Source organism: Mesorhizobium sp. WSM4806, assembly GCF_055811635.1.
Map to the genome: position 1 here is coordinate 119323 of NZ_JBVVQZ010000001.1, position 19517 is coordinate 138839.

22 protein-coding genes are annotated in these 19517 nt (G+C 61.0%); 8 read left to right on the forward strand and 14 right to left on the reverse strand.

Translation table 11 applies throughout. From position 1 onward, the window contains the following. The first annotated feature begins 175 nt into the window (after window positions 1-175). Window positions 176-649: a phosphatidylglycerophosphatase A family protein gene (locus tag AC0L2M_RS00515; RefSeq protein ID WP_473533747.1), complete on the forward strand. Its 474-nt coding sequence runs from the start codon at window positions 176-178 to the stop codon at window positions 647-649. 73 nt (window positions 650-722) lie between these two features. On the opposite strand, the gene AC0L2M_RS00520 is transcribed toward AC0L2M_RS00515, so the two are convergent. From AC0L2M_RS00520 to AC0L2M_RS00550, 7 genes are all read right to left on the reverse strand, one after another. Further along, the gene (locus AC0L2M_RS00520) at window positions 723-1415 is read right to left on the reverse strand and encodes a class II aldolase/adducin family protein (protein WP_023799535.1); all 693 of its coding nucleotides are present in this window, start codon (window positions 1413-1415) and stop codon (window positions 723-725) included. Continuing rightward, window positions 1412-2887, reverse strand: a complete 1476-nt coding sequence (locus tag AC0L2M_RS00525; protein ID WP_473533748.1) for an FGGY family carbohydrate kinase — start codon at window positions 2885-2887, stop codon at window positions 1412-1414. The genes AC0L2M_RS00520 and AC0L2M_RS00525 overlap by 4 nt, the downstream gene beginning before the upstream one ends. Window positions 2888-2891: 4 nt before the next feature. Beyond that, window positions 2892-3740 (reverse strand): sugar phosphate isomerase/epimerase family protein, encoded by an 849-nt coding sequence (locus AC0L2M_RS00530; RefSeq protein ID WP_023799537.1) that lies wholly within the window; start codon window positions 3738-3740, stop codon window positions 2892-2894. A gap of 5 nt (window positions 3741-3745) precedes the next feature. Beyond that, window positions 3746-4741 carry an ABC transporter permease gene (locus tag AC0L2M_RS00535; RefSeq protein WP_473533749.1) on the reverse strand — a complete coding sequence of 332 codons (996 nt, stop codon included), beginning with the start codon at window positions 4739-4741 and terminating at the stop codon, window positions 3746-3748. After that, on the reverse strand, window positions 4738-5739 hold the full coding sequence (locus AC0L2M_RS00540) for an ABC transporter permease (RefSeq protein ID WP_473533750.1): 1002 nt from the start codon (window positions 5737-5739) through the stop codon (window positions 4738-4740). The genes AC0L2M_RS00535 and AC0L2M_RS00540 overlap by 4 nt, the downstream gene beginning before the upstream one ends. Then, window positions 5732-7246 carry a sugar ABC transporter ATP-binding protein gene (locus AC0L2M_RS00545; RefSeq protein WP_473533751.1) on the reverse strand — a complete coding sequence of 505 codons (1515 nt, stop codon included), beginning with the start codon at window positions 7244-7246 and terminating at the stop codon, window positions 5732-5734. The genes AC0L2M_RS00540 and AC0L2M_RS00545 overlap by 8 nt, the downstream gene beginning before the upstream one ends. 89 nt (window positions 7247-7335) lie before the next feature. Continuing rightward, complete coding sequence (locus AC0L2M_RS00550; protein ID WP_027153559.1) at window positions 7336-8325, reverse strand: autoinducer 2 ABC transporter substrate-binding protein; 990 nt, start codon at window positions 8323-8325, stop codon at window positions 7336-7338. 211 nt (window positions 8326-8536) lie between these two features. Between AC0L2M_RS00550 and AC0L2M_RS00555 the strand changes: the two genes are divergently transcribed. Further along, the gene (locus AC0L2M_RS00555; protein WP_128167811.1) at window positions 8537-9595 is read left to right on the forward strand and encodes a LacI family DNA-binding transcriptional regulator; all 1059 of its coding nucleotides are present in this window, start codon (window positions 8537-8539) and stop codon (window positions 9593-9595) included. A gap of 144 nt (window positions 9596-9739) precedes the next feature. Here AC0L2M_RS00555 and AC0L2M_RS00560 read toward each other — a convergent pair whose 3' ends face one another. Then, window positions 9740-10492, reverse strand: a complete 753-nt coding sequence (locus tag AC0L2M_RS00560) for a hypothetical protein (protein WP_128167812.1) — start codon at window positions 10490-10492, stop codon at window positions 9740-9742. A gap of 245 nt (window positions 10493-10737) precedes the next feature. Here AC0L2M_RS00560 and AC0L2M_RS00565 point away from each other — a divergent pair, with 245 nt between their 5' ends. After that, the gene (locus AC0L2M_RS00565) at window positions 10738-12213 is read left to right on the forward strand and encodes an FAD-dependent oxidoreductase (RefSeq protein WP_473533752.1); all 1476 of its coding nucleotides are present in this window, start codon (window positions 10738-10740) and stop codon (window positions 12211-12213) included. 26 nt (window positions 12214-12239) lie between these two features. On the opposite strand, the gene AC0L2M_RS00570 is transcribed toward AC0L2M_RS00565, so the two are convergent. The 5 genes from AC0L2M_RS00570 to AC0L2M_RS00590 all read right to left on the reverse strand — a co-directional run bounded on the left by AC0L2M_RS00570 (window position 12240) and on the right by AC0L2M_RS00590 (window position 15793). After that, the gene (locus AC0L2M_RS00570) at window positions 12240-12704 is read right to left on the reverse strand and encodes a YbhB/YbcL family Raf kinase inhibitor-like protein (protein WP_473533753.1); all 465 of its coding nucleotides are present in this window, start codon (window positions 12702-12704) and stop codon (window positions 12240-12242) included. Window positions 12705-12748: 44 nt separating this feature from the next. After that, the gene (locus AC0L2M_RS00575) at window positions 12749-13186 is read right to left on the reverse strand and encodes a DUF2267 domain-containing protein (RefSeq protein ID WP_287217212.1); all 438 of its coding nucleotides are present in this window, start codon (window positions 13184-13186) and stop codon (window positions 12749-12751) included. Between the two features lie 159 nt (window positions 13187-13345). After that, window positions 13346-14752, reverse strand: coding sequence for a Do family serine endopeptidase (locus AC0L2M_RS00580; RefSeq protein ID WP_128167816.1), 1407 nt, complete (start codon window positions 14750-14752; stop codon window positions 13346-13348). Between the two features lie 63 nt (window positions 14753-14815). Then, window positions 14816-15022 carry a hypothetical protein gene (locus tag AC0L2M_RS00585; RefSeq protein ID WP_023799550.1) on the reverse strand — a complete coding sequence of 69 codons (207 nt, stop codon included), beginning with the start codon at window positions 15020-15022 and terminating at the stop codon, window positions 14816-14818. A 339-nt stretch (window positions 15023-15361) separates the two neighbouring features. After that, entirely contained in the window at window positions 15362-15793 is a 432-nt protein-coding gene (locus AC0L2M_RS00590) for a hypothetical protein (protein ID WP_023799551.1), read from the reverse strand. Between the two features lie 170 nt (window positions 15794-15963). On the opposite strand from AC0L2M_RS00590, the gene AC0L2M_RS00595 reads away from it, so the two are divergent. From AC0L2M_RS00595 to AC0L2M_RS00610, 4 genes are all read left to right on the forward strand, one after another. After that, window positions 15964-16146, forward strand: coding sequence for a hypothetical protein (locus tag AC0L2M_RS00595; RefSeq protein WP_084646754.1), 183 nt, complete (start codon window positions 15964-15966; stop codon window positions 16144-16146). An 8-nt stretch (window positions 16147-16154) separates the two neighbouring features. Further along, window positions 16155-16376, forward strand: coding sequence for a hypothetical protein (locus AC0L2M_RS00600; protein ID WP_023799552.1), 222 nt, complete (start codon window positions 16155-16157; stop codon window positions 16374-16376). Window positions 16377-16739: 363 nt separating this feature from the next. Then, the gene (locus AC0L2M_RS00605; RefSeq protein WP_023799553.1) at window positions 16740-16904 is read left to right on the forward strand and encodes a DUF3309 family protein; all 165 of its coding nucleotides are present in this window, start codon (window positions 16740-16742) and stop codon (window positions 16902-16904) included. A 168-nt stretch (window positions 16905-17072) separates the two neighbouring features. Continuing rightward, window positions 17073-18479: a PAS domain S-box protein gene (locus AC0L2M_RS00610; protein WP_023799554.1), complete on the forward strand. Its 1407-nt coding sequence runs from the start codon at window positions 17073-17075 to the stop codon at window positions 18477-18479. A 62-nt stretch (window positions 18480-18541) separates the two neighbouring features. On the opposite strand, the gene AC0L2M_RS00615 is transcribed toward AC0L2M_RS00610, so the two are convergent. After that, window positions 18542-18883 carry a hypothetical protein gene (locus AC0L2M_RS00615; RefSeq protein ID WP_128167818.1) on the reverse strand — a complete coding sequence of 114 codons (342 nt, stop codon included), beginning with the start codon at window positions 18881-18883 and terminating at the stop codon, window positions 18542-18544. 251 nt (window positions 18884-19134) lie between these two features. On the opposite strand from AC0L2M_RS00615, the gene AC0L2M_RS00620 reads away from it, so the two are divergent. Then, window positions 19135-19389, forward strand: coding sequence for a hypothetical protein (locus AC0L2M_RS00620; protein ID WP_023799556.1), 255 nt, complete (start codon window positions 19135-19137; stop codon window positions 19387-19389). Window positions 19390-19517 lie beyond the last annotated feature (128 nt).

The following is a 19517-nucleotide window of genomic DNA, read 5'->3' on the forward strand; positions in this document are numbered from 1 at the left end:
CTGAATGGATTCATGCGAGGCGCTTCAAGTTCTTGTTTTTACGCACGTCGTTGTCGCAAAACCGCTGCGCACCCTCGGGTCAGGCCTGCTTTTGCGCGACATGCATTAGCGGCAGTAACCGGAAAGACTGATACAACGCATATTCGCAATTCACCGGGAAGCCGTGCGAAACGCCATGCGTAAATTTCTGCCCAGGCTTGCTTACCTGCTCGCGACCTCTGCCGGCGCGGGATTATCTCCGGTATGGCCAGGCACCGCCGGCGCGGGCGTCGGAGTGGCTGTTGCCGCGGTCCTGATACCTGCATCGCCTTGGCTGATCGTGCTCGCCTATATAGGCTTATTCGCCGTGGGAGTATGGGCGTCGTCGCATGTCGTCGCCCATACCAGGACGGAGGATCCGCAGATCGTCGTCATTGACGAGACCTTCGGCACCGCCGTAACGCTTTCCATGCTGCCGCTCGACCCGGTCTGGTGGGCAGCAGGTTTCCTTGCTTTCCGGTTTTTCGACGTCGTCAAGCCTTGGCCCATCGGCGTCGTGCATGACAAGGTAAGGGGTGGACTCGGCATCATGCTGGACGACGCGGCTGCGGCCGTGTTCGCCGGCGCCTCGCTGCTTTTGCTGAACGATTTGATTCACCGTTTGCCGTAAGGAGGACATCTCAGTCTTCACCTGCCACCCAGCGCGAAAACAGACCTCTTCACTAAAATCTGCCGGAGCAGCGCTAGACCGCAGCGTCGCGCGGCCGCGCCAAATCGTTCGTTCCCTCCGGATCCGGCGCCTGGCCATAGCTCATCTTCTTCATCTGCTCGATCACCCGCGCCATCTCCTCGTCGGAAAGGACCGGCGGCTCGCCAAGGCTAAGCGCCTGGACATACATGCGCGACAGGGTTTCGACCTCGTTCGCCAGCCACAAGGCGGCCTCCATGGTCTTGCCGAGCGAAATCTGGCCGTGCTGGCCGAGCAGGCAGGCGAGGCGATCCTTGAGTGCAACCAAGGCATTGTCGGACAAGGCCTGCGTGCCAAAGGTTGCGTATTCCGCGCAGCGGATGGTGGTGCCGCCCGCCACTCCCGTCATATAGTGGAAGCTCGGGATCGTCTTGTGATGGCAGGCCAGCGTCGTGGCGTAGAGCGAGTGGCAATGCAGCACGACGTCGATCTCCTGCCGCTCCCTCAAAATGTCACGGTGGAAGCGCCACTCCGAGGAGGGCCGTCGGCCGACATAGGTGCCGTCAAAGCCCATCTCGACGATGTCTTCGGGCGTCATCGTTTCGTAGGGCAGCGACGAGGGCGTGATCAGGAAACCGTCGCTAGAGCGCACCGACAAATTGCCGGCATTGCCCTGGTTGATGCCGCTTGAGTTCATCCGGCGGCAAGCATCCACCATCTCGCGGCGCAGAGCGCTGTCATCAGTCATCGATCGTTCCTTTTGCTGGTCTTGGCCCGTTGCAGGTTGTTTCGCTTCGCCAGGTCGCGCCACCGCTGTGCATAGGCTGCGAGCGTCTCACGATCGCTGGCAAAGGCAGTCGGCAGGCTGAGCGCGATCGGAGCCGGCGTGTCACGAGTTTCGTGTTCGCCAAGTAGCGCCGCACCCGAGGCGGTGCCATAGGAGTCGAGGTTGTAGACTGTTTCGGCGTTTGGCCGCAGCGCCGCAACCAGCGTGGCGTAGAGCGGGTCTCGCAGGAAGGTGCCATCCAATGCAACCAGCCCGGTTTCGCTCAGCGCATCGATACATTCCACCGTCAGCAGCGCGGCGTAGAGCACCGCGAGCGCCTTGCGCTCTGCAGGGGGTTCTGCAGGCGGCCCTTCAAACCGGCCGCGCCCAGCGCTGCCTGGAAACAGGCCGTCATCGTCGCCGAACGACGGCAATGCGAAAGTGCCGCGCTCAATCAGCAAGCTGACCAGCGCAGCGTCGGCCGCAGTTCCTTCTTGCCCCTGCCCTGCCACCCCCTGCCCTGCCACATGACTGAACTCACGTCCGCCCATGGTCAAAACGCCGCCGACCGGGCGTCCTGCCACGTCGCTGTTCAGCACCATTCCGCGATTTTCATCGAGTTGATCGAGAGGTGTCGCCGCGCACATTCCGACAATCCAGGTTCCGGTAGAGATCACGCAGGCGTCGCGCATGCCTGCCGCCTGGTAGCGGTAGAGGTTCAGGCTGCTGTCGTGGCCGCCTGTCAGGACAGACAGCTCTTCCGGTATGCCGTGCCGGCGCGCCAGATCCTGCCGGATTGGCCCCAGCCTCTCCCAGGCCGGATGGAATGGTGGCATGAGGCGCTGCCATCCCTGCCCCGCCACAATGGGCGACCACTGCTTGCGCACATTGTTCCACAGATGGGATTGCGCCGAGAGGATCGTCGTTTCGGCCGATGGCACGCCTGACAGCCGCCAGGCCCAATATTGAGGCAAGCCCAGATACCAACGAGCCTGAGCGACGCGCTCCGGATCAACCTGCTGCATCCAGTACAGCTGGCGCGCCTGGTGGGCAGCCTTCAGCATGATCGCGCTGCCGCGATCGAAGAAATCGCCCGAAAGCGGCGCATAGCCTTCGCGAATTGCAGGCGGCAGATCCTGCTCGTAGTCAATCATCGGCAGGGCACAAGTCTCGTCGGGATCTGCGTTCACCAGAACTCCCGCAGAGCCATGTCCGGTGCCGACCACCTTTTCCAGCGGATGATGTCGGCACAAACTGGCGAGCGAGCCGAACAGCCAGTCGCTAATGCCGTTGAGATCGTGCTGCCGCCAAGGTGGACCAGGCCGCACTTCGTTGTGGACAGAGAGGCTCTCCACGAGCACGCCGTCGAGCGTCATTGCGGAGAGCTTTATGTTGGTCTTGCCGACATCGAAGACGGCGATCCTTGCGCCGTCCGCCTTCTGCCCGTCACCCATCGTCTCAGATCAGACCGTATTGGCGAGCCTTGTTGCGCAGGAACGGCAAGCCATTGCCCATCACTTCGGCCTCGTCCTTCGCAACCGGCCGCCAGACCGAGAGGCCGTAGGAGACTTCCGGCGGCATGTTGATGAAGCTTTCCATGGCCAGTCCGCCCTTGAAGCCGATCGCCGCCAGCGTCGCGTAAATCTCGTCCCAGGGGCAGTTGCCGGTGCCTGGTGTGCCGCGATCACTCTCAGACAAGTGGATGTACTTCAGGTGGTCGCGGGCAGCGAGAATGCCGTTGGCGGCCCCCTTCTCCTCGATGTTCATGTGGTAGGTGTCGAGATGAACAAAAATGTTGTCGGCCCCGACTTTCTCGACCATCCAGACGGCCTGCGCGCCGGTGTTGATCAAATGGTTCTCGTAGCGGTTCACCGCCTCGATTCCGAGCTCGATGCCGCGCTTCTTGGCATGCTTGGCGGCGACGGTCAGCACGTGGGCGATATTGTCGTATTCCTTTTCGGTCGGTGGCAGGCCGGTGCGTTCGCCGATACCGCCAAAAATCACGCCGGAAAGCGCCAGCGCGCCCATTTCCGCAGTCTTGTCGATCGCCACTTCGAGATGTTCGATGGCGGCATCCGGCCGCACCGAGGCCCAGGCGCGCTCCGGCAGGCCAAGCGAGCAAACGGCAGGAAGATTGTGCTTTTCGAGCAAGGCGCGTGTGTGCGCGGCATCGACCGCCGGCGCGTTCAGAAGCGCGATCTCGATAAAGTCCATCCCGTATTTGACGGAAGCCGCGATCGCCTTCTCCGCGCCGGCCCGGTCCCAGTTCATCGTCCACATCGAGGTGTGGACCCCAAAACCATGCATCTAACTCACCCTCTGTTTGTGTTCAGGAATTTGAGGCGCCCGGCAAGCCAGCGCAGGATCATCACCGTGATCATCAGGATGCCCCAGACTGCCGTCGCAAGGTGCTGGCTTGCGCCCATCAGATTGAGTCCCGAGGACAGAAGCTGGAGCACGACGAGCGCAACGAAGACCGGGATCACCCGACCGAAGCCGCCGAACGGATTGACCCCGCCAAGGAAGCAGGCAAGCACGGTGATCAGCAGGTAAGACTCGCCGTGGCCGACACGCACCGAATTGAAGCGCGCCAGCATGATGATGCCGGCGACCGCGCACATCGCGCCGGACAATGTGTAGACGAGAACCTGCACCTTGCGCGTATTGATACCGGAATAGCGCGTGGCCTCGATATTGGAGCCGATCATGTAAGTGTTGAAGCCTAGCTTCATGCGCGTCAGCAAGACGTGCCAGATCAGCACGCAAGCGATAAAGATGAGCAACGGCACCGGGATGCCAATGATCGAACCGTAGCCGATCGGCGCCAGGAAGCCGGGAATGCCGGACACGTCGCCGCCGCGCGTCAGGAATTCGCCGAGACCGCGCAGGAAGATCATCATCGACAGCGAGACCAGGATCGGGTGAGCCTTGGTGTAGGCGATGACGAGCCCCATGATCAGCCCGCTCAGTGCGCCGACCGCGATGGCAAGGACCGAGCCAAGCACAAAGGCGCCGATACCCGCGTCGACGCCTCCCTGGCTTTGCAGTACCCAAGCCAGCGTCAGGCCGGCCATGTTGGCCGTGAAGGTGATGGCCAGGTTCAGGCCGCCGGTCAGGATCGGCAGCAGCATGGCGAGTGTGAGGAGGCCGAGTTCCGGGAGTTGGAAGGCGACGGATCCAAAGGTAGCGCGGGAAAGAAAGTTCGGCGCGGCGAAACCGAACACGATCATGACAGCTACGAACGCGGCAAACGGACCTGCAAGTTCGGGGCCGAGCGCATTGCGGACGCGTTCAATCAAAACCGTCATGAAGGCACCCGTCGGCTTTTCAGGAACGGCAGCAGGCGTTCGATGCTGGTATTCGAAAGCGTGATTGCGGCAAGAATGATGGCGCCGACGATCATCTTGAACGCGAAAGGCGACACACCCATCAAATTAAGGCCGTTCTGGGTAATCGAGACCAACAGAACGCCCAGAATGCAGCCGAGCACGCTGCCCTTGCCGCCGCCGAGCCGCGCACCGCCAAGGACCACCGCTGCCAGGACGTCGAGTTCGCGCCCATAAAGGGCATTCGGCACAACCTCCTGCGCGTAATGCGCCTGGACTAGACCGGCGATACCCGCCATCAGGCCAAGCCAGCCGAAGGCGATAAATTGCATGGCACCGATATTGATGCCGAAGCGGCGCGCGCCCTCCGGGTTGTCGCCAAATGCGTAGAGTTGGCGGCCAGTAGTGGTGCGCGTGATCAACGCCCCGGTAGCGAACACGCAAATGGCCATGATGAGCACAGGCAGGGTGATCTCCGCCCAGGTCCCGTCAGCCATCTCTCGCTCGAACAGCACGACGCGGGTGGTGAGCCAGTCCGGCAGGTTGTAGATCGACACGCCGCCCGTGAAAAACATCAGCAAGCCGAAGAAAATGTTGAAAGTCGAGATCGTGGCGACGATCGAGATGATCCTGAACCCGTGGATCAGGAAGGCGTTGATGCAGCCCAACGCCACGCCCAATGCGCCAGCGATGATGAAGCCGACAATCCAATTCCCGCCGCCGATCCAGCCGAGGACGGTCGCGGTCAGATATTGCACAACGGAGGCAGCAACCGCGAAGGAGATGTCAATGCCGCCGGCGATCAGCACGACCAGCAGGCCAACGGCGAAGATGATGTTGACCGAGCTGGTGTTCAGAAGGTCAAACGCGTTGCCGAGGGTGAAGAACCGGTCCGTCGCGAACGAAAGGAAGACGCAGATGACTGCGATAACGGCGAGCAAAGCCAGTTCCGTTGCGTGGGAGCGGACAAACCTACGCATAGACCGCCTCCTCCATCGCCTGGAGGGTCGTAGCGCCCGGCGTAAATTCGCCGACAATGCGCCCCTGAGCCATGTGCAGCACACGGTCCGCGTTGAAATAGACTTCAGGCACCTCGTCCGAGATCAGGATAATGGCCAGGCCGCTGTCCGCCAGCTTGGAAACGATGTCGAAAATGCCGGCGCGCGCGCCGACATCGACGCCGACGGTCGGTGCGTCGAGGATAAGCAGCTTCGGGTCGGTCGCCAGCCATTTTGCAATGGCGACACGTTGCTGATTTCCCCCTGACAGGGTCGAGATCGCGTCGTCCTGCTTTCCGATCCTGACCCCGAGGTCCCTTATCCAGCGATTGACCAGAGATCGCTTGCGATCGCTCGAAATGAAACCGCCTGTAAGGATCTTGTCCAGCGAGGCGATGACCATGTTGTCGGCGATTGCCTGGGGCTGAATGAGACCGAGCGACAGCCGGTCTTCCGAAAGATAGGCGACGCCGGCGGCGATCGCGTCACGGTTGGAACCGAAGCGAACGGGTTTGCCATCCAGGGCGACAGAGCCCGATTTCGGCTTGCGCATGCCAAACAATGTCAGCGCCAATTCGGTGCGCCCTGCCCCGAGCAACCCGGTGATGCCGAGCGTCTCACCGCGCCGGACTGTCAAGGACACGTCGTCGAATTCGCCGGGCCGCGACAGTCCCTTGACCTCAAGCATGACCGGGCTCCTGCTCAAATCCCGATGCAGGACGGAATAGTCGAAGGTCTTGCCCGTCATCAACTCGGTGATGCGCGACTGGGTCAGGCCTTTGGTTGGATAGACGCCAACCAGGGCACCGTCGCGCAGCACGGTGACGCGGCTGGAGATTTCAAGAACCTCCGCCAGGCGATGACTGACGAACACAACGGCGACGCCCGACGCCGACAGATTGCGCACAACGTCCAGCAGATAGTCGGTTTCGGATTGGGTGAGCGACGCCGTCGGCTCGTCCATGAAGACGAGCTTTGCCTCACCGACGAGGGCGCGGGCGATTGCTACGATCTGCCGCTGTGCGATGGGAAAGTGGTGGAGTGCTAGATCGACATCGAAGGTAACACCAAGACGTTGCAAGGCGTTGATCGCGACCCGACGCATCTCGGCATAGTTCACCAGCCGCGGCCAGCGGCCGATGACGGTCTGGAACGCGATATTCTCGGCGACAGTCATCTCGGGAAACAGGGCGAGATCCTGCCAGATGACCTGAATTCCGCTGGCCTGCGCCGTAACCGGCGACATATGGGAGTAGCTCTGGCCATCATAATCGATTTCGGCGCCCGCCTCGGGCTTGTACACGCCTGTAATGACCTTGATCAGCGTGCTCTTGCCGGAGCCGTTCTCGCCGGCAAGACAATGCACCTCGCCCGGCAACACCTCAAAGCTGACATTCTTTAGCGCCTTCACGCCGCCGAACGTCATGTTGACGTTGCGGAGCGACAGCAGCGGCCGTGGTGCGGCGCCATCGAGTGCCTGATCAGCCATAGAGTCGAAACCTGGATCCAATCGCGTTTGCAATCCTGCAGCCGGGCCGGTTCGAGGCCGGGCCCGACTGCCATTAGCCCTGGGAGGCCTTACAGGCCCATCGCCGCGAGATCGTCGACAGTATCCTTGTTGATGGGGACGAGTTGATCGACGATGATGTTACGGTTTTCGAAGTCGGGCTTAACTGTCCCAAGCCCTTCGATCGTATCGCCATCCTTGATCTCTTTGCCCTTCATGAGATGGTCGGCCAGCGTGACGAAAACCTCGCCCGCCTGCTTCGGATTCCACATGAAGCCGCCGGAGATCGCGTCGCTTTTGATGAGCTTCCGGCCTTGGCCTGGCGAGAATGGTCCGAGCACGAAAATTTCGCCCACCTTCCGGCGCTCTTCGATTGCGCGGCCAGCGCCGATCGGGCCTTGGCTGCCGAAGGCGAGGAAGCCCTTCAGGCCGGGATTTGCGGAAATCAGGTCAAGCGCAGTGCTGCGGCTCTTGTCTACATCCTCGGCGACGCCATAACGTTCGCCGACGAGTTTCATGTCGGGATTATTCTTCTTCAGATACTCGATAGCCGCATCGGCCCAGGCATTGTGCAGCGGCACCGTCAACGAGCCGACGAACACCGCATACTCACCCTTGCCGCCCATCTTCTCCGCCAGGAGCTTGGCGTGAGCCTCGCCGAAGCCGGTGGCGGACGCGAGTTCGAAATCCCAGTCGGCGCCCTTCTGGCCAGGCGATTCATGTGTGATGACGATTATGCCGGCGTCCTTGGCCTTCTGCAGGACCGGTTCAAGCACTTTCGCATCATTCGGCACGACGCCGATGACCTTGACGCCCTGCGCGATCAGATCCTCGATGGCGCGAACTTGCAGTGCTGGATCAGCGCTGGTCGGGCCGACCATGAATGCGTCGATCCCGAGCTTCTCGCCGCGCTCCTTGATACCCGCCTCCATTGCGTTGAACCACGGAATGCCGCCGATCTTGACGACGACGCCGACCTTGCCGGCCTGCTGTGCCATCGCAGCGAATGATCCGCCAATCATAAGGGTCGCGGCAAGCGCCGCGATCAAGAGCTTTTTCATCTGTACTCCTCCCATAACGTTCCTAGTGGGAACACACTCGAGCCGTCGAACGACGGCGGCCGTTAGAAACCTCCCCGAAAGAGACGGGGCACTTCCCCATCGATCATCCACCGGTTTTCGCTTGCACAATCGATGGTGCAGAAACTATTGTGCATCGAGAAGCTCTCGTCAAGCGGGATATTGCTCTAAATAGACGCGCCGGAGGCGCCAGATGGATCAGCGGGTCAAGAAGAAGGCGACGATCTATGACCTGTCCGTGCTGTCGGGCAGTTCGCCGTCGACCGTGAGTGCCGTCCTGAACGGCACTTGGCGCAAGCGCCGCATCAAGGAAAGTACGGCGCAAACAATTCTCGGCCTCGCCGAACTCCACCAATACACCACCAATCTGCAAGCGCGAGGCTTGCGACGCTCGCGATCGGGCCTGGTCGGCCTGATGCTGCCCGTCCACGACAATCGCTACTTCTCCTCCATGGCGCAGACGTTTGAGGGGCATGTGCGCAGCCGCGGCCAATGCCCGGTCGTGGTTAGCGCCAGCCGCGACCCCGAAGAGGAACGGCGGACCGCGGAGACGCTGATCTCCTATTCAATCGACCAGCTCTTTATCGTCGGCGCCACCGATCCCGATGGCGTGCACGAGGTCTGCGAACTGGCGGGGCTGAGGCATATCAACATCGACCTGCCGGGAGCGAAGGCGCATTCGGTGATCAGCGACAATTATCAGGGCGCGCGGATGCTGACGGAAGCAATCATCCGCCACTTCGGCAACGACGATCCTCTGCGGCCGGACGAGCTGTTTCTGTTTGGCGGCCGCAACGACCACGCCAGCCGCGAACGCATCGCCGCTTTCCATGCGACCAAGAAGGCGCTGCTGGGCGCCGACCCTGACGATGGTGTGCAGTCCTCCGGGTATTCGCCTGATATAACTTTGCGTGCCTTCGAGGCGTTTTACCAATGCCGTGGCAAGCTGCCGCGCGCGCTGTTCATCAATTCGTCGATCAATATGGAAGGTCTGCTGCGTTTCATGGCCGGCCGGCCGGCGGAAATGTTCAGCGAACTCGTCGTCGGTTGCTACGACTATGACCCCTTCGGCTCCTTCCTGCCCTTCCCCGTAATCATGGTGCGGCAGAATGTTGAGGCGATGATCACGAAGGCATTCGAGCTGATCGATGAACCGCCGACGGCACCGCAGACCTTCCTGATCGCGCCAGAGTTGATCCAGCCCAGGTCTGCATTGAAAGGGCCGCTGGACACGCTGAAGGATATAGCCTGAGGGTGACCCGGCGCTATAGGGCGACACCGCCTTGAGATTTTCAGTGGTTCATCGTGCCGACTCTCACGGGAGTGTCGCCGTCCTCAGCACGAGCCAACTGGGTGGGTGCGTAGGCGCCTGTAAAAAGGTCTACAGCACCGAGCGTTAGAAGCGATAACGGATTCCAAGGGCGTTCGCATTGGAACCCTCTGTCATATCTCCAAACGTACCATCGGCGCCGGATCTATGGTGGAGTTGGTAGACGAGTTCGACGTTGGGAGCCTGCCTCACTCTGAACGAAAGCTCCGCACCAACGAAGCCGAGGAATGATGCATCGCCATCGTGGACGATTTCGCGTTCACGCTCGATCTCGGTAGGGCCGGTAACGGCACTGAATCCAGCAGTCAGTGCGGGCGCAATCGCCAAATCACCAATGACGAGGCCGTGGTGGCGCAGTCGCGCTCCGGCCCAAAGTTCGCCAGTCGTATCATCGTCCTCGCCAAATCTTATGGCCGTGCCGGCGACGCCACCAAGAACGAAGCCAGCGCCGATATCGACGAAATCGCGACCGTATGCAGCTCCGATTATATAGTTGTCCGTGTAGTCGGCACCCAAAACATTGATCGCGTCCCCGAAGGCCCCGTGCGCAAAGACGCCACCAAAGACATAAACATCATTCTTGGTCGGCAAACCGTCTGCGAAAGGGTCCTGGGTCGCAAAATAGATAAAGGGAGAATTGTCATCGGCGAGTCCAGAACTGACTGAAATGCCCAAGATCACCGCAGCCAGGGCCACTTGCAGTCCACGCATAGACAAGCTCCGAATCAATCCATTTCCATGGTTGGCAATTGCAATGGGGAAAAACAAGGTACGAATTGTTTTATCGCCAAAATACTGGATGCGGGTGGCTCGAACCATTCTTCAGGCTTTGCCGGGCGCGCGCAGGTGACCTTCGCCACAGGCCGTAACGGCGCAGTCTTCGGCCGCCGCCTAACAGTAATGGCATCTGCCTATACCAATTCACGTCCGTTGCTGCGTTCGACTGCCCCGATCATCTGCTGAAGTTCCAAGAAACCACGATTGAAGACCGTAGATCTCGGAACTTTTTCGCGCCGGCGCGGGTTGTCGATGGAGATGCATCGAACGCATGGGACGCCGGTGAAATGGCCATTCTTTCGGGAAAACCGGGAAGCTGTTGGGTGGCGGCAGCCACCGCTACGAACTATCCCCCGCTCGAGGGCTCGATCCATGCCGATGCCGTTGTCGTGGGCGCCGGGATTGTCGGGCTCACGACGGCGCTTCGCCTTTGCGAGGCCGGTCGGTCGGTGATCGTCATCGAAGGCCTGCGGACAGGCGGCCAGGTGACCGGCCGCTCGACGGCCAAGATCACGACGCAGCACGCGCTGATCTATCGCCATCTCATCGACACGTTCGGGCGGGACCTGGGGCAGACCTATGCCGATGCGAATTCCGCCGGCGCCATCCAGATCCGGGAATGGGTTCGCGACCACGCCATCGCCTGCGACCTCGAGGCCAAGGACGCCTATACCTACACCTGCGATGCAAGCCGGCGCGCGGAGATCGTGGCCGAGGCGGAGGCCGCGCGCCAGGTTGGGCTGGACGCCGATGTTTTGGAGCGCGCGCAGCTGCCTTTCGAAACGGCCGCCGCTCTGCGTTTTTCCGACCAGGCGCAGTTCAATCCGGCGATGTATCTGGTTGGCCTGGCTCAAGCAGTGACGGCCCGTGGCGGACGGATTTTCGAAAACAGCCGCGCGATCTCGATCGGCGAGGCAAGCCGCTGGCGCGTCGTTACCGACAGCGGCACCGTTCACGCCGAGCATGTGGTCGTCGCCACCAACATGACGGTGAAGAGCCCCGTCGGCATGGCGAACCGGACCCAGCCGCGCTGCCACACTGCCATGGCGTTTCGGATCGATGACCCTCGTGCTGTCGACGGCATGTTCATCGGCATCGACGATCCGACGCATTCCATCCGCACCGGCCGCGACGCCGAAGGCCCGCTGCTGGTCGCGCTCGGCCCCAAGTTTGACACGGGCCAGGACGGCGACGTGGCGAAACGGTTTGTCGAGCTGGAACAATGGGTAAGAATGAGCCTTCCAGTTGGGGACGTTGCGTGGCGCTGGTGTAATGAGGACTATGATACGGCCGATAGGGTTCCGTATGCCGGCGAGCCCGATCCGGACAAAGCCTCCGGGTTTCATATTGCCACGGGTTTCAACGCCTGGGGCATCACCAATGGAACGGCCGCAGGCATGATGATCGCGGATTTGATCTGCGCGCGGCCGAGCCCATGGCAAAAGCTCTATGATCCGGCGCGGCCTTATCCCGAGGACTTTCACAGGAATGGCCGCAGCCAATCGATTGTCTCAAGCCTTGACGACATCGTGCCCGGCATGGGCGGTGTGATCGTCAGGGGTGACGAAAAGATCGCGGCGTGGAGAGACGCTGAAGGGGTGCTCCACCCGGTTTCGGCGACATGCACCCACAAGGGCTGCACGGTGACCTGGAACAATGCGGACAACACCTGGGATTGTCCTTGCCATGGCTCGATTTTCGCCGCCGACGGTTCGGTCATCCATGGCCCAGCTAGAAACCCGCTTGCTCCGGCCGCACTATAAACGGAGGCGACCGGCACGGGCCGGCGTTACCGTGCGTAGGTTCCGACCAACTCGGTCTGCTCCAGCGCATGCTTCTGGGCTTCCTTCCAGACGAGTTGCACGCCCGCCTGTCCCGGCACACTGAGGCTTGGCACGTCGAGCGCGGCCAGCCGGAAATGATAATGATGGACGCCATGTCCCACCGGCGGCTGCGGGCCATCGTAATAGGCATTGCCGAAATCGTTGGTGCCTTGCCTGAGTGCCGACGGGCCTGGCTTGCCGTCTTGCGCCTCGGCAAGTTCGCCGGCATCGGGCGGGATATTCAACACCGCCCAGTGCCCGAAAACCCCGCTCGGCGCGTCGGGATCCTGCACGACAAGAACAAAGCTCTTGGTACCGTCCGGAACACCGGACCATTTTAGCGGTGGTGAGACGTTCTGGCCATCGCGGGTATATTTTTCAGGGATTTTCCCGCCCGCCGGGAACGCAGGGCTGATAAGGGTGAGTGGCATTTCCATATCCCCAAGAAACGAGACCAACTGTATCTGGCGCTATTTCACGCCGCTTGTTGAGCTGCCGCGACGCGCCTGATTTCTGCTGGCAAGGATTCCCAAACCTTGATCATCTGCCCCTCTCCCACATGGTGAGCGAGCACCTTGGATACGACCCTGAATGCATCCTTGGAATCGACCGGTCGGGTGAATTCCAGCTCCGCCTTGATTTTGGCCAGGAACTCGTCGAGCGACCGCAACTTCTCGGGAGTCTTGGAGGGCTGATATTGGTCGTAGTAAGCGCCGCGCACGAGGATCGGCAGCTGCGAGCCCAGGTGGGCGGCAAGATCCGGCTGCATGCGGTCTCGCAGGGCGTGGAGCACCGCTCCAAGCACATGCCATGCGACCTGCCGATCCGGTCCAATCTCGGTCATGATCTCATCGAGCCAGATGTTTGTTATCTGCAGCGTCTTGTCGAATACTTCGAGTCCGGTGGCGCTCATCGAAGCCTCCTTTCAACAGGTTGAATGACTCATTGGACGAAACGGCCTTGGTCGGCTGTTGTTCCCGTCCCTAAAGGTCGCCTCTCGCGAAGGCGGGTGATCTATTCGGCCAAGTTTACGTTCGCCAAACTTAACGCGTTCCCGTCAAGAGTTGGCCCGTCAAGATTTGGCCGTGGCCACGGCAACGAAAAGAGATTGCCCTTGCCTGCTGATGCGGAACAACATCGGCTTGTTCAGCTGGCGGGATTTCGCCCACTCCTCTTGGATGTCCGACGGCTGTGTCACATCCCGGTTGTTGGCCGAGACGATCACATCGCCAGGCTGAACGCCGTTTTCGGCGGCGAGGCTGTTTGGAGCCACTTCCTGGACGAACACGCCTGTAGTATCCGGCTGGAGTCCGAGCTGCTGGCGTGCCTCATCCGGGATTGGGCTGAGCGACAATCCAAGACGCGTGTCGGCCGTTTCCGACTTCGGAACGGCGCTGGTCTGTTGCTCCTCATCGTAGCGTTGTCCGATGGTCAGAGCTATTTCCTGTTGGCTGCCTCCGCGGTTCCGTGTCAGCGTCGTTTTTGTTCCCGGCTTTTGGCTCGCAGCCGCGAGCGTCAGATCATGGACGCTCTGGATGTCCTTGCCGTTAAAGCGTGTAATCACGTCTCCCGCCTGTATGCCTGCCTGCTCTGCCGGACTGCCGGGCTCGACCGAGGCGACCAGCGCTCCCTTGCTGCCGGGTATTCCAAGCGCCTCGGCAATCGACGGGGTGATCTCCTGGAGACGCACCCCGATGAAACCGCGCTCGATCCGGCCAGTGCGGATCAACTGGTCGACGACGTTCCGGGCGGTGCGGGATGGTACCGCAAAGCCAATCCCTATGCTGCCACCTGTGGGAGATACGATGGCCGTATTGACCCCGATCACTTCACCGCGCGCATTGAACAGCGGGCCGCCGGAATTGCCGCGATTGATTGAGGCGTCGGTCTGGAGAAAATCGTCGTAAGGACCGGCATTGATGTCGCGCGAACGGGCCGAAAGCACGCCGACGGTAACGGTCCCACCGAGCCCGAACGGACTGCCGATAGCGATCGTCCATGCGCCGGGTTGTACTGCATCGGAGTCACCCCAGGCGGTCGTTGTCATATTGGACCGCGGGTCGATCTTCAGCACCGCGAGGTCGGTTGCCGGATCGCGGCCGACGAGCTGCGCAGGCAACGTCTCCTTGTCGGAGAATACGACATGAATTTCGCTTGCATCGGCAACGACATGGTTGTTGGTGACGATGTACCCCTCGGGGCTGATCACAAAGCCGGAACCAAGGGCCTCTCGCACCTGCGGTTGCGCCGGTCCGAGGCCGGGACTGCCGAAAGGACTAAGAAAGTCGCCCAGCGTCGCCTGGTCCTGGATGATCTGTTTGGTCGTTATTGCGACCACGGCTGGAATTTTCTCGCGCACGATCGCCGTGAAGTCGTTTGGGATTTCCTGAGCTGCGAGCGGAGCAAAGCCGCCGGCCGAGAGCATCAGAGTTCCGGCGATCAGGCCGGCGCAAAGTCTTTTATTCAATACCGGTAACATGGCCTGCGACGCCTCCAGCGTTCAGTGATCAAGCATGCGGCCGCTCCGGCATGAGCCAGCGGTTCACCAGCGGATTACGACAACCCTGTCGTTCCCGTTGGCGAGTTCGACAGCTTCGGTGCCGTCCGGTTTCCGGCTTTCGATCCGGGCACCTTCTACCGTTTCTATGCCGGCAATGTTGGCCGCAAAGGCCTCGTCAATCTCGGCGGCACAGACGAGGGTATCCGGGGGCAGATCCTTCACTTGGTCCATCAACTCGCGAAGCTTCATGGCGAACCTCCTTGGCACAGGCCCGGATTCTTTCAGCCGCACATTCCAACCATGTGCCTCCAGAAAAGTTCCCAGACGCGATTGCGGGCATGTCACAGGGACGAGATTCCGCCAACGATGCATCGGTGGTGGCATGGATCAGGGGCGCGGGCCGTGTTCACATGAATCGAGCTTCCTGCCCCCCCCCGACAAGGACCCGGCCATGAGCCTTCGTCCGGCCGCCCTGAATGCAAGGCGTCGGCTCGATCAACACTGCGGCGCCGGCGATGCCACCAGCCTTTTGCCGGCCAGCCGCTAACGAGAACGATCAAGACTTGTCGTCACCGTTCTGGGCTGGCCTCAATGCACAAACCTTGCCCTCAGCCAGGCCAGAAGTCTGTTCCCGGTAATCGTCCGGCGGACTCTGGCGGCAGCCCATCGCGCTTGCATCGTAGCACCAACGTGACAGTGACAGACGATGTTGTGCAACTGCCAGTCACTTAGCTCGAAGAAGCGCTTTGCCTCACCGTAGGTATCATCTTTCAGACCCATGGCGCGCAGCACCGGATCCTCATAGGCAACGGTGATCGGCGACCCCGCGCCACGCGCTACGTCACGAGCTTCAGGACTGAGATATTCGGTGCCTGAAAGGGCTCCGAGGCAACGCCGTGGATTTTGTTCGAGAAGCTCTGCCCAACGCTCGATCCGCTGCGCCCGAGTCATGGTCGGGTATGTCGCCGAGGGCTCAACTTTCGCAACTGTCTGCAGTTGGTCGAGTGTTTGGTGTTTCATGGTCGGCTCCTTTCAACAGGTGGAAGTGCCCACGCCCTAACAGAAGATTATTGCGCTGCGACGCGCCGACAAGGCCGGAATTGACAATGTCAGCAGTTTGCCCCTGGCCCGGTTCGGATCAGGAACCTTCCCGGGGGCCTGCTTGTTTTGACTAGTGAAAGGAGACGGTCATGAGCACAAAACCACCACCCGTTCCGGCAGAGAACCAGAGCCCAAAGGGTCCGGGCGATAACAAGTCGGTTCCTGTCGACCAAACGCAGCACAGCCATTCCGCCCCAAATCCCGACAAACAGGGCCAGCAGGGCAACACGAAGGTCAATACGACCCATCAAGGCCACCAGCAGGACCGTTAGGTGATTTCATGTCCACGTCGAAGAAGACCCGCGCCAGTATTCGCCATGGCGGTCCTGGCGCATCGCACGAAAACGCCAAGGAGCCGCTGGTGATAGAAAAGCCGCCAGCCGATTCCGATCTGCGCAGCCGCAGCAAGATCTCAGGCGGCGGAGGCGAACGCGACAGCCACCATACTCATGACCCCGAAAAGAAGGGCGGTGGCACCCGGCCGGCAAACAAAGGAAGGTGAATTGTATTCACGTCCCCTGCGAAGCGTGCGGCGTGGAGGTCCCAAGCATCATCCGGCCGTCGACTGTGAGCACCGCCAGTGGCTGTGGCCTTCTTTGGCCTACCGCCGCAACTTCCGACTGCGTCAGGCATTTTTGCTGTGATCGCCGTTCCTCCAGGCGGTCCGAGGCTGAGAAAGCCTGTCGCCCGCGGGCTCCCGGCCGGCGGGCTGTCTCGTCAGCCTACCGGCTTTTCCCGCTAGACGAGCGACAGCGGTGCTACTTCCGGTGGAACAGGAAGCCCCCTCTGGGAGTTCATACCGTCATCAACAGGCGCATGGACGTGCCCTTGTACGGCGCGGCAGCGCACGAATGGGAGAACCACCATGAGCCTCGGAACCATACTCATCATCATTTTGATTCTTATCTTGCTTGGCGGGTTCAGCGGTTTGGGTGGTGGACCGTTCTACGGCACCGGCTATTATGGTGGCGGTGGCCTCGGTCTCGTGCTGCTGATCGTTATTATCCTGGTCCTTCTCGGGCGCATTTAGTACACGATTAGGCGGACAATTTGGCGATGATCCTGTGTGGGCCTGATGCCTTGCCCAGGAATGTCGCCGCGACTGCGGGCAAAGGGGGCGCACGTGATTGTCCGGACGGAACCGAAACCGCTCAAGGGCATTATAGCCGCTCAGAAATCCACGAGAATGGCGCCATAAGTGAACTTCGTTGAACAAGCCGATGTCGGCCTCGGAGTTCCGGGCATTCCCACTGCCGATCTGATGCAGGCACTGCCGGTCGCCATCTACACCGTCGACGGGCAGGGACACATCACCTTCTTCAACGAAGCCGCAGCTGAGCTCTGGGGCCATCGTCCTGTTATCGGTCGGGACCTATGGTGCGGCTCGTGGAAGCTTCGTCATCTGGACGGTCGGGATATGGCGCATGGCGAGTGTCCGATGGCCGTGGCGCTGCGCGAAGGGCGGGATGTCTCCTGGGACCAGGCGATTGCGGAGCGGCCGGATGGTGAACTGGTCCCATTCAGGGCTCACCCACGCCTGCTTCGCGACGAAGCGGGCAATGTAGTCGGTGCCATCAACACGCTGCTCGACCTGCGCACGCAGACGCTGGGCGATGAAGCCCGCATGCGTCTTGCCGCCATTGTCGAGTCGTCGATGGACGCCATCGTCTCGAAGGACATGAATGGCATCATCACCAGCTGGAACGATGCTGCAGAACGCCTGTTCGGCTACACGCCTGCCGAGGCGATCGGCCGGCCGGTGACGATGCTCATTCCGCCTGACCGTCTCGACGAGGAAGTCTCGATCATCAGCCGCATCCGCGCCGGCGAACGCGTCCCCTCCTATGAGACGATGCGCCTGCGCAAGGACGGCACGCTCGTTTCGGTCTCGCTCACCGTCTCACCGATCCGCGACGGGATCGGGCGGGTCGTCGGCGCCTCCAAGATCGCGCGCGACATCAGTTCCCACAAGGAGAACGAACGGCGCATCCGACTGCTCATGCGCGAGGTCAACCATCGGGTGAAGAACCAGTATTCGGTCATCATCTCGATGATCCGCGAGACAAGCAAGCTGACGAGCACACCTGAGGCTTTCCTCGGGCAAGTTCGAGAGCGCATCATGGCGCTTTCGGAATCCCATGATCTCCTGGTCAATGCCGAATGGCGCGGCGCGACGGTCGGCGAGCTCATCCAGGCACAGCTCAAGGCCTTCGCAGCGCAGTCCCGCGTGTCGATGGCCGGGCCACTGGTGGTACTGCAGCCGAACGCCGTCCAGTATCTCGGCATAGCCTTTCACGAACTCGCCACCAATTCGGCAAAACATGGAGCGCTGTCGTGCAACGGCGGACGCGTCGAGATCGATTGGCACGTGGTCCCTGCGGGCGACGGCGCTGAGACCTTTCGACTGGTCTGGCGTGAGTTGGACGGGCCAATCCTGGACGCTGTCAGGGCGCGCGGTTTCGGACTGGTCGTGCTCGAGCGAGTGGCGCCGCAGGCTCTCAGCGGCAGCGGGCGGCTGGAGTTCCACGCCCGAGGCATCACCTGGACGCTCGAGGCGCCGCTGCATTTCGTCCAGACATCACTGGCCGAAATCGCGGCCGATTGAAGGAATTTCGCCGCGCTCGTGAAGCTGAGCCCTTCCCCGCGACCGACTGTGTTCGGCCAGACCTATTGCGTTTGGTCCGGCGGGCGAAAATAAGGCGAAACAGCCCTGTCCTCCAGAACATCGACGTCGCCTCTTCCAGGCAGGGCATCGCAGCCAAGCGAGTGCCGATCGACGTTACCTGGTTCAAACACGGTCAGGCTGTCGAATTCCATGGCCGCCCCGTAGAACTGGGCGGCTTGCAACACCAGGCATTCGACGTCTTCAAGCGCAACGTTTTCTGCGAGGTTTCGCAGCCGCACAGCCTCGGCCACCGCAGTGACATTGAGTATCCCCTTATCCCGGGCGGCTGCCCAAACTTGCAGGTCAACGTCGTGACACAAATGGGCCGAATAACCGTCTCTCATGGAAAACCCTTCCTTTCAGGAGCGGTTTGTCCCTCAAGATCAGCATGTGCCATAGCAGCTCGAATGACAAGCGTAATCCATCAAACAACACACAAAATCAACAAGTTAGCATACCGCTCAGGCTACACGATCGACGCTTGACAGTAACTGTGAGCCTTTCACGCCGATGGCCAATGAGCCGGTCTTGACGGCTGACGAGGCTTTTCCTACTTCTTAGACAAATACTAACTTTGAGCGGCTGGAGGGCAGAAATGGCCGAGCTGGAAAGACCCGAACGACTGCAGATCATGCTAACCTCGGAGGAATTGGCTGCTTTGGAAAACTGGCGCTTCGAAAGGCGCATGCCAAGCCGGTCTGCGGCCGTGAGGGAGTTGCTGCGGCGCGGTCTCCACGCGGACGGATTTTTGACAGCGGCACAAGGTGCCAAGTCGCAGGATTTTGGAATTCTGCCCAGTTCCGGCATTGTCGATGGAGCGTCCCGCGACCAGGGCGGCAGCAAGCTGTAAGGCTGCCCTCGCGGCGCTGGAGATGTTTCGGCGCCGGAGCCTTGCCCATTCTGTGGAACTTCAGGCAATCGTCGCGCGTTCGGTGAGGCATGTTGTGGACCGGAACAAGGCCGGTTGCAGCATCACAC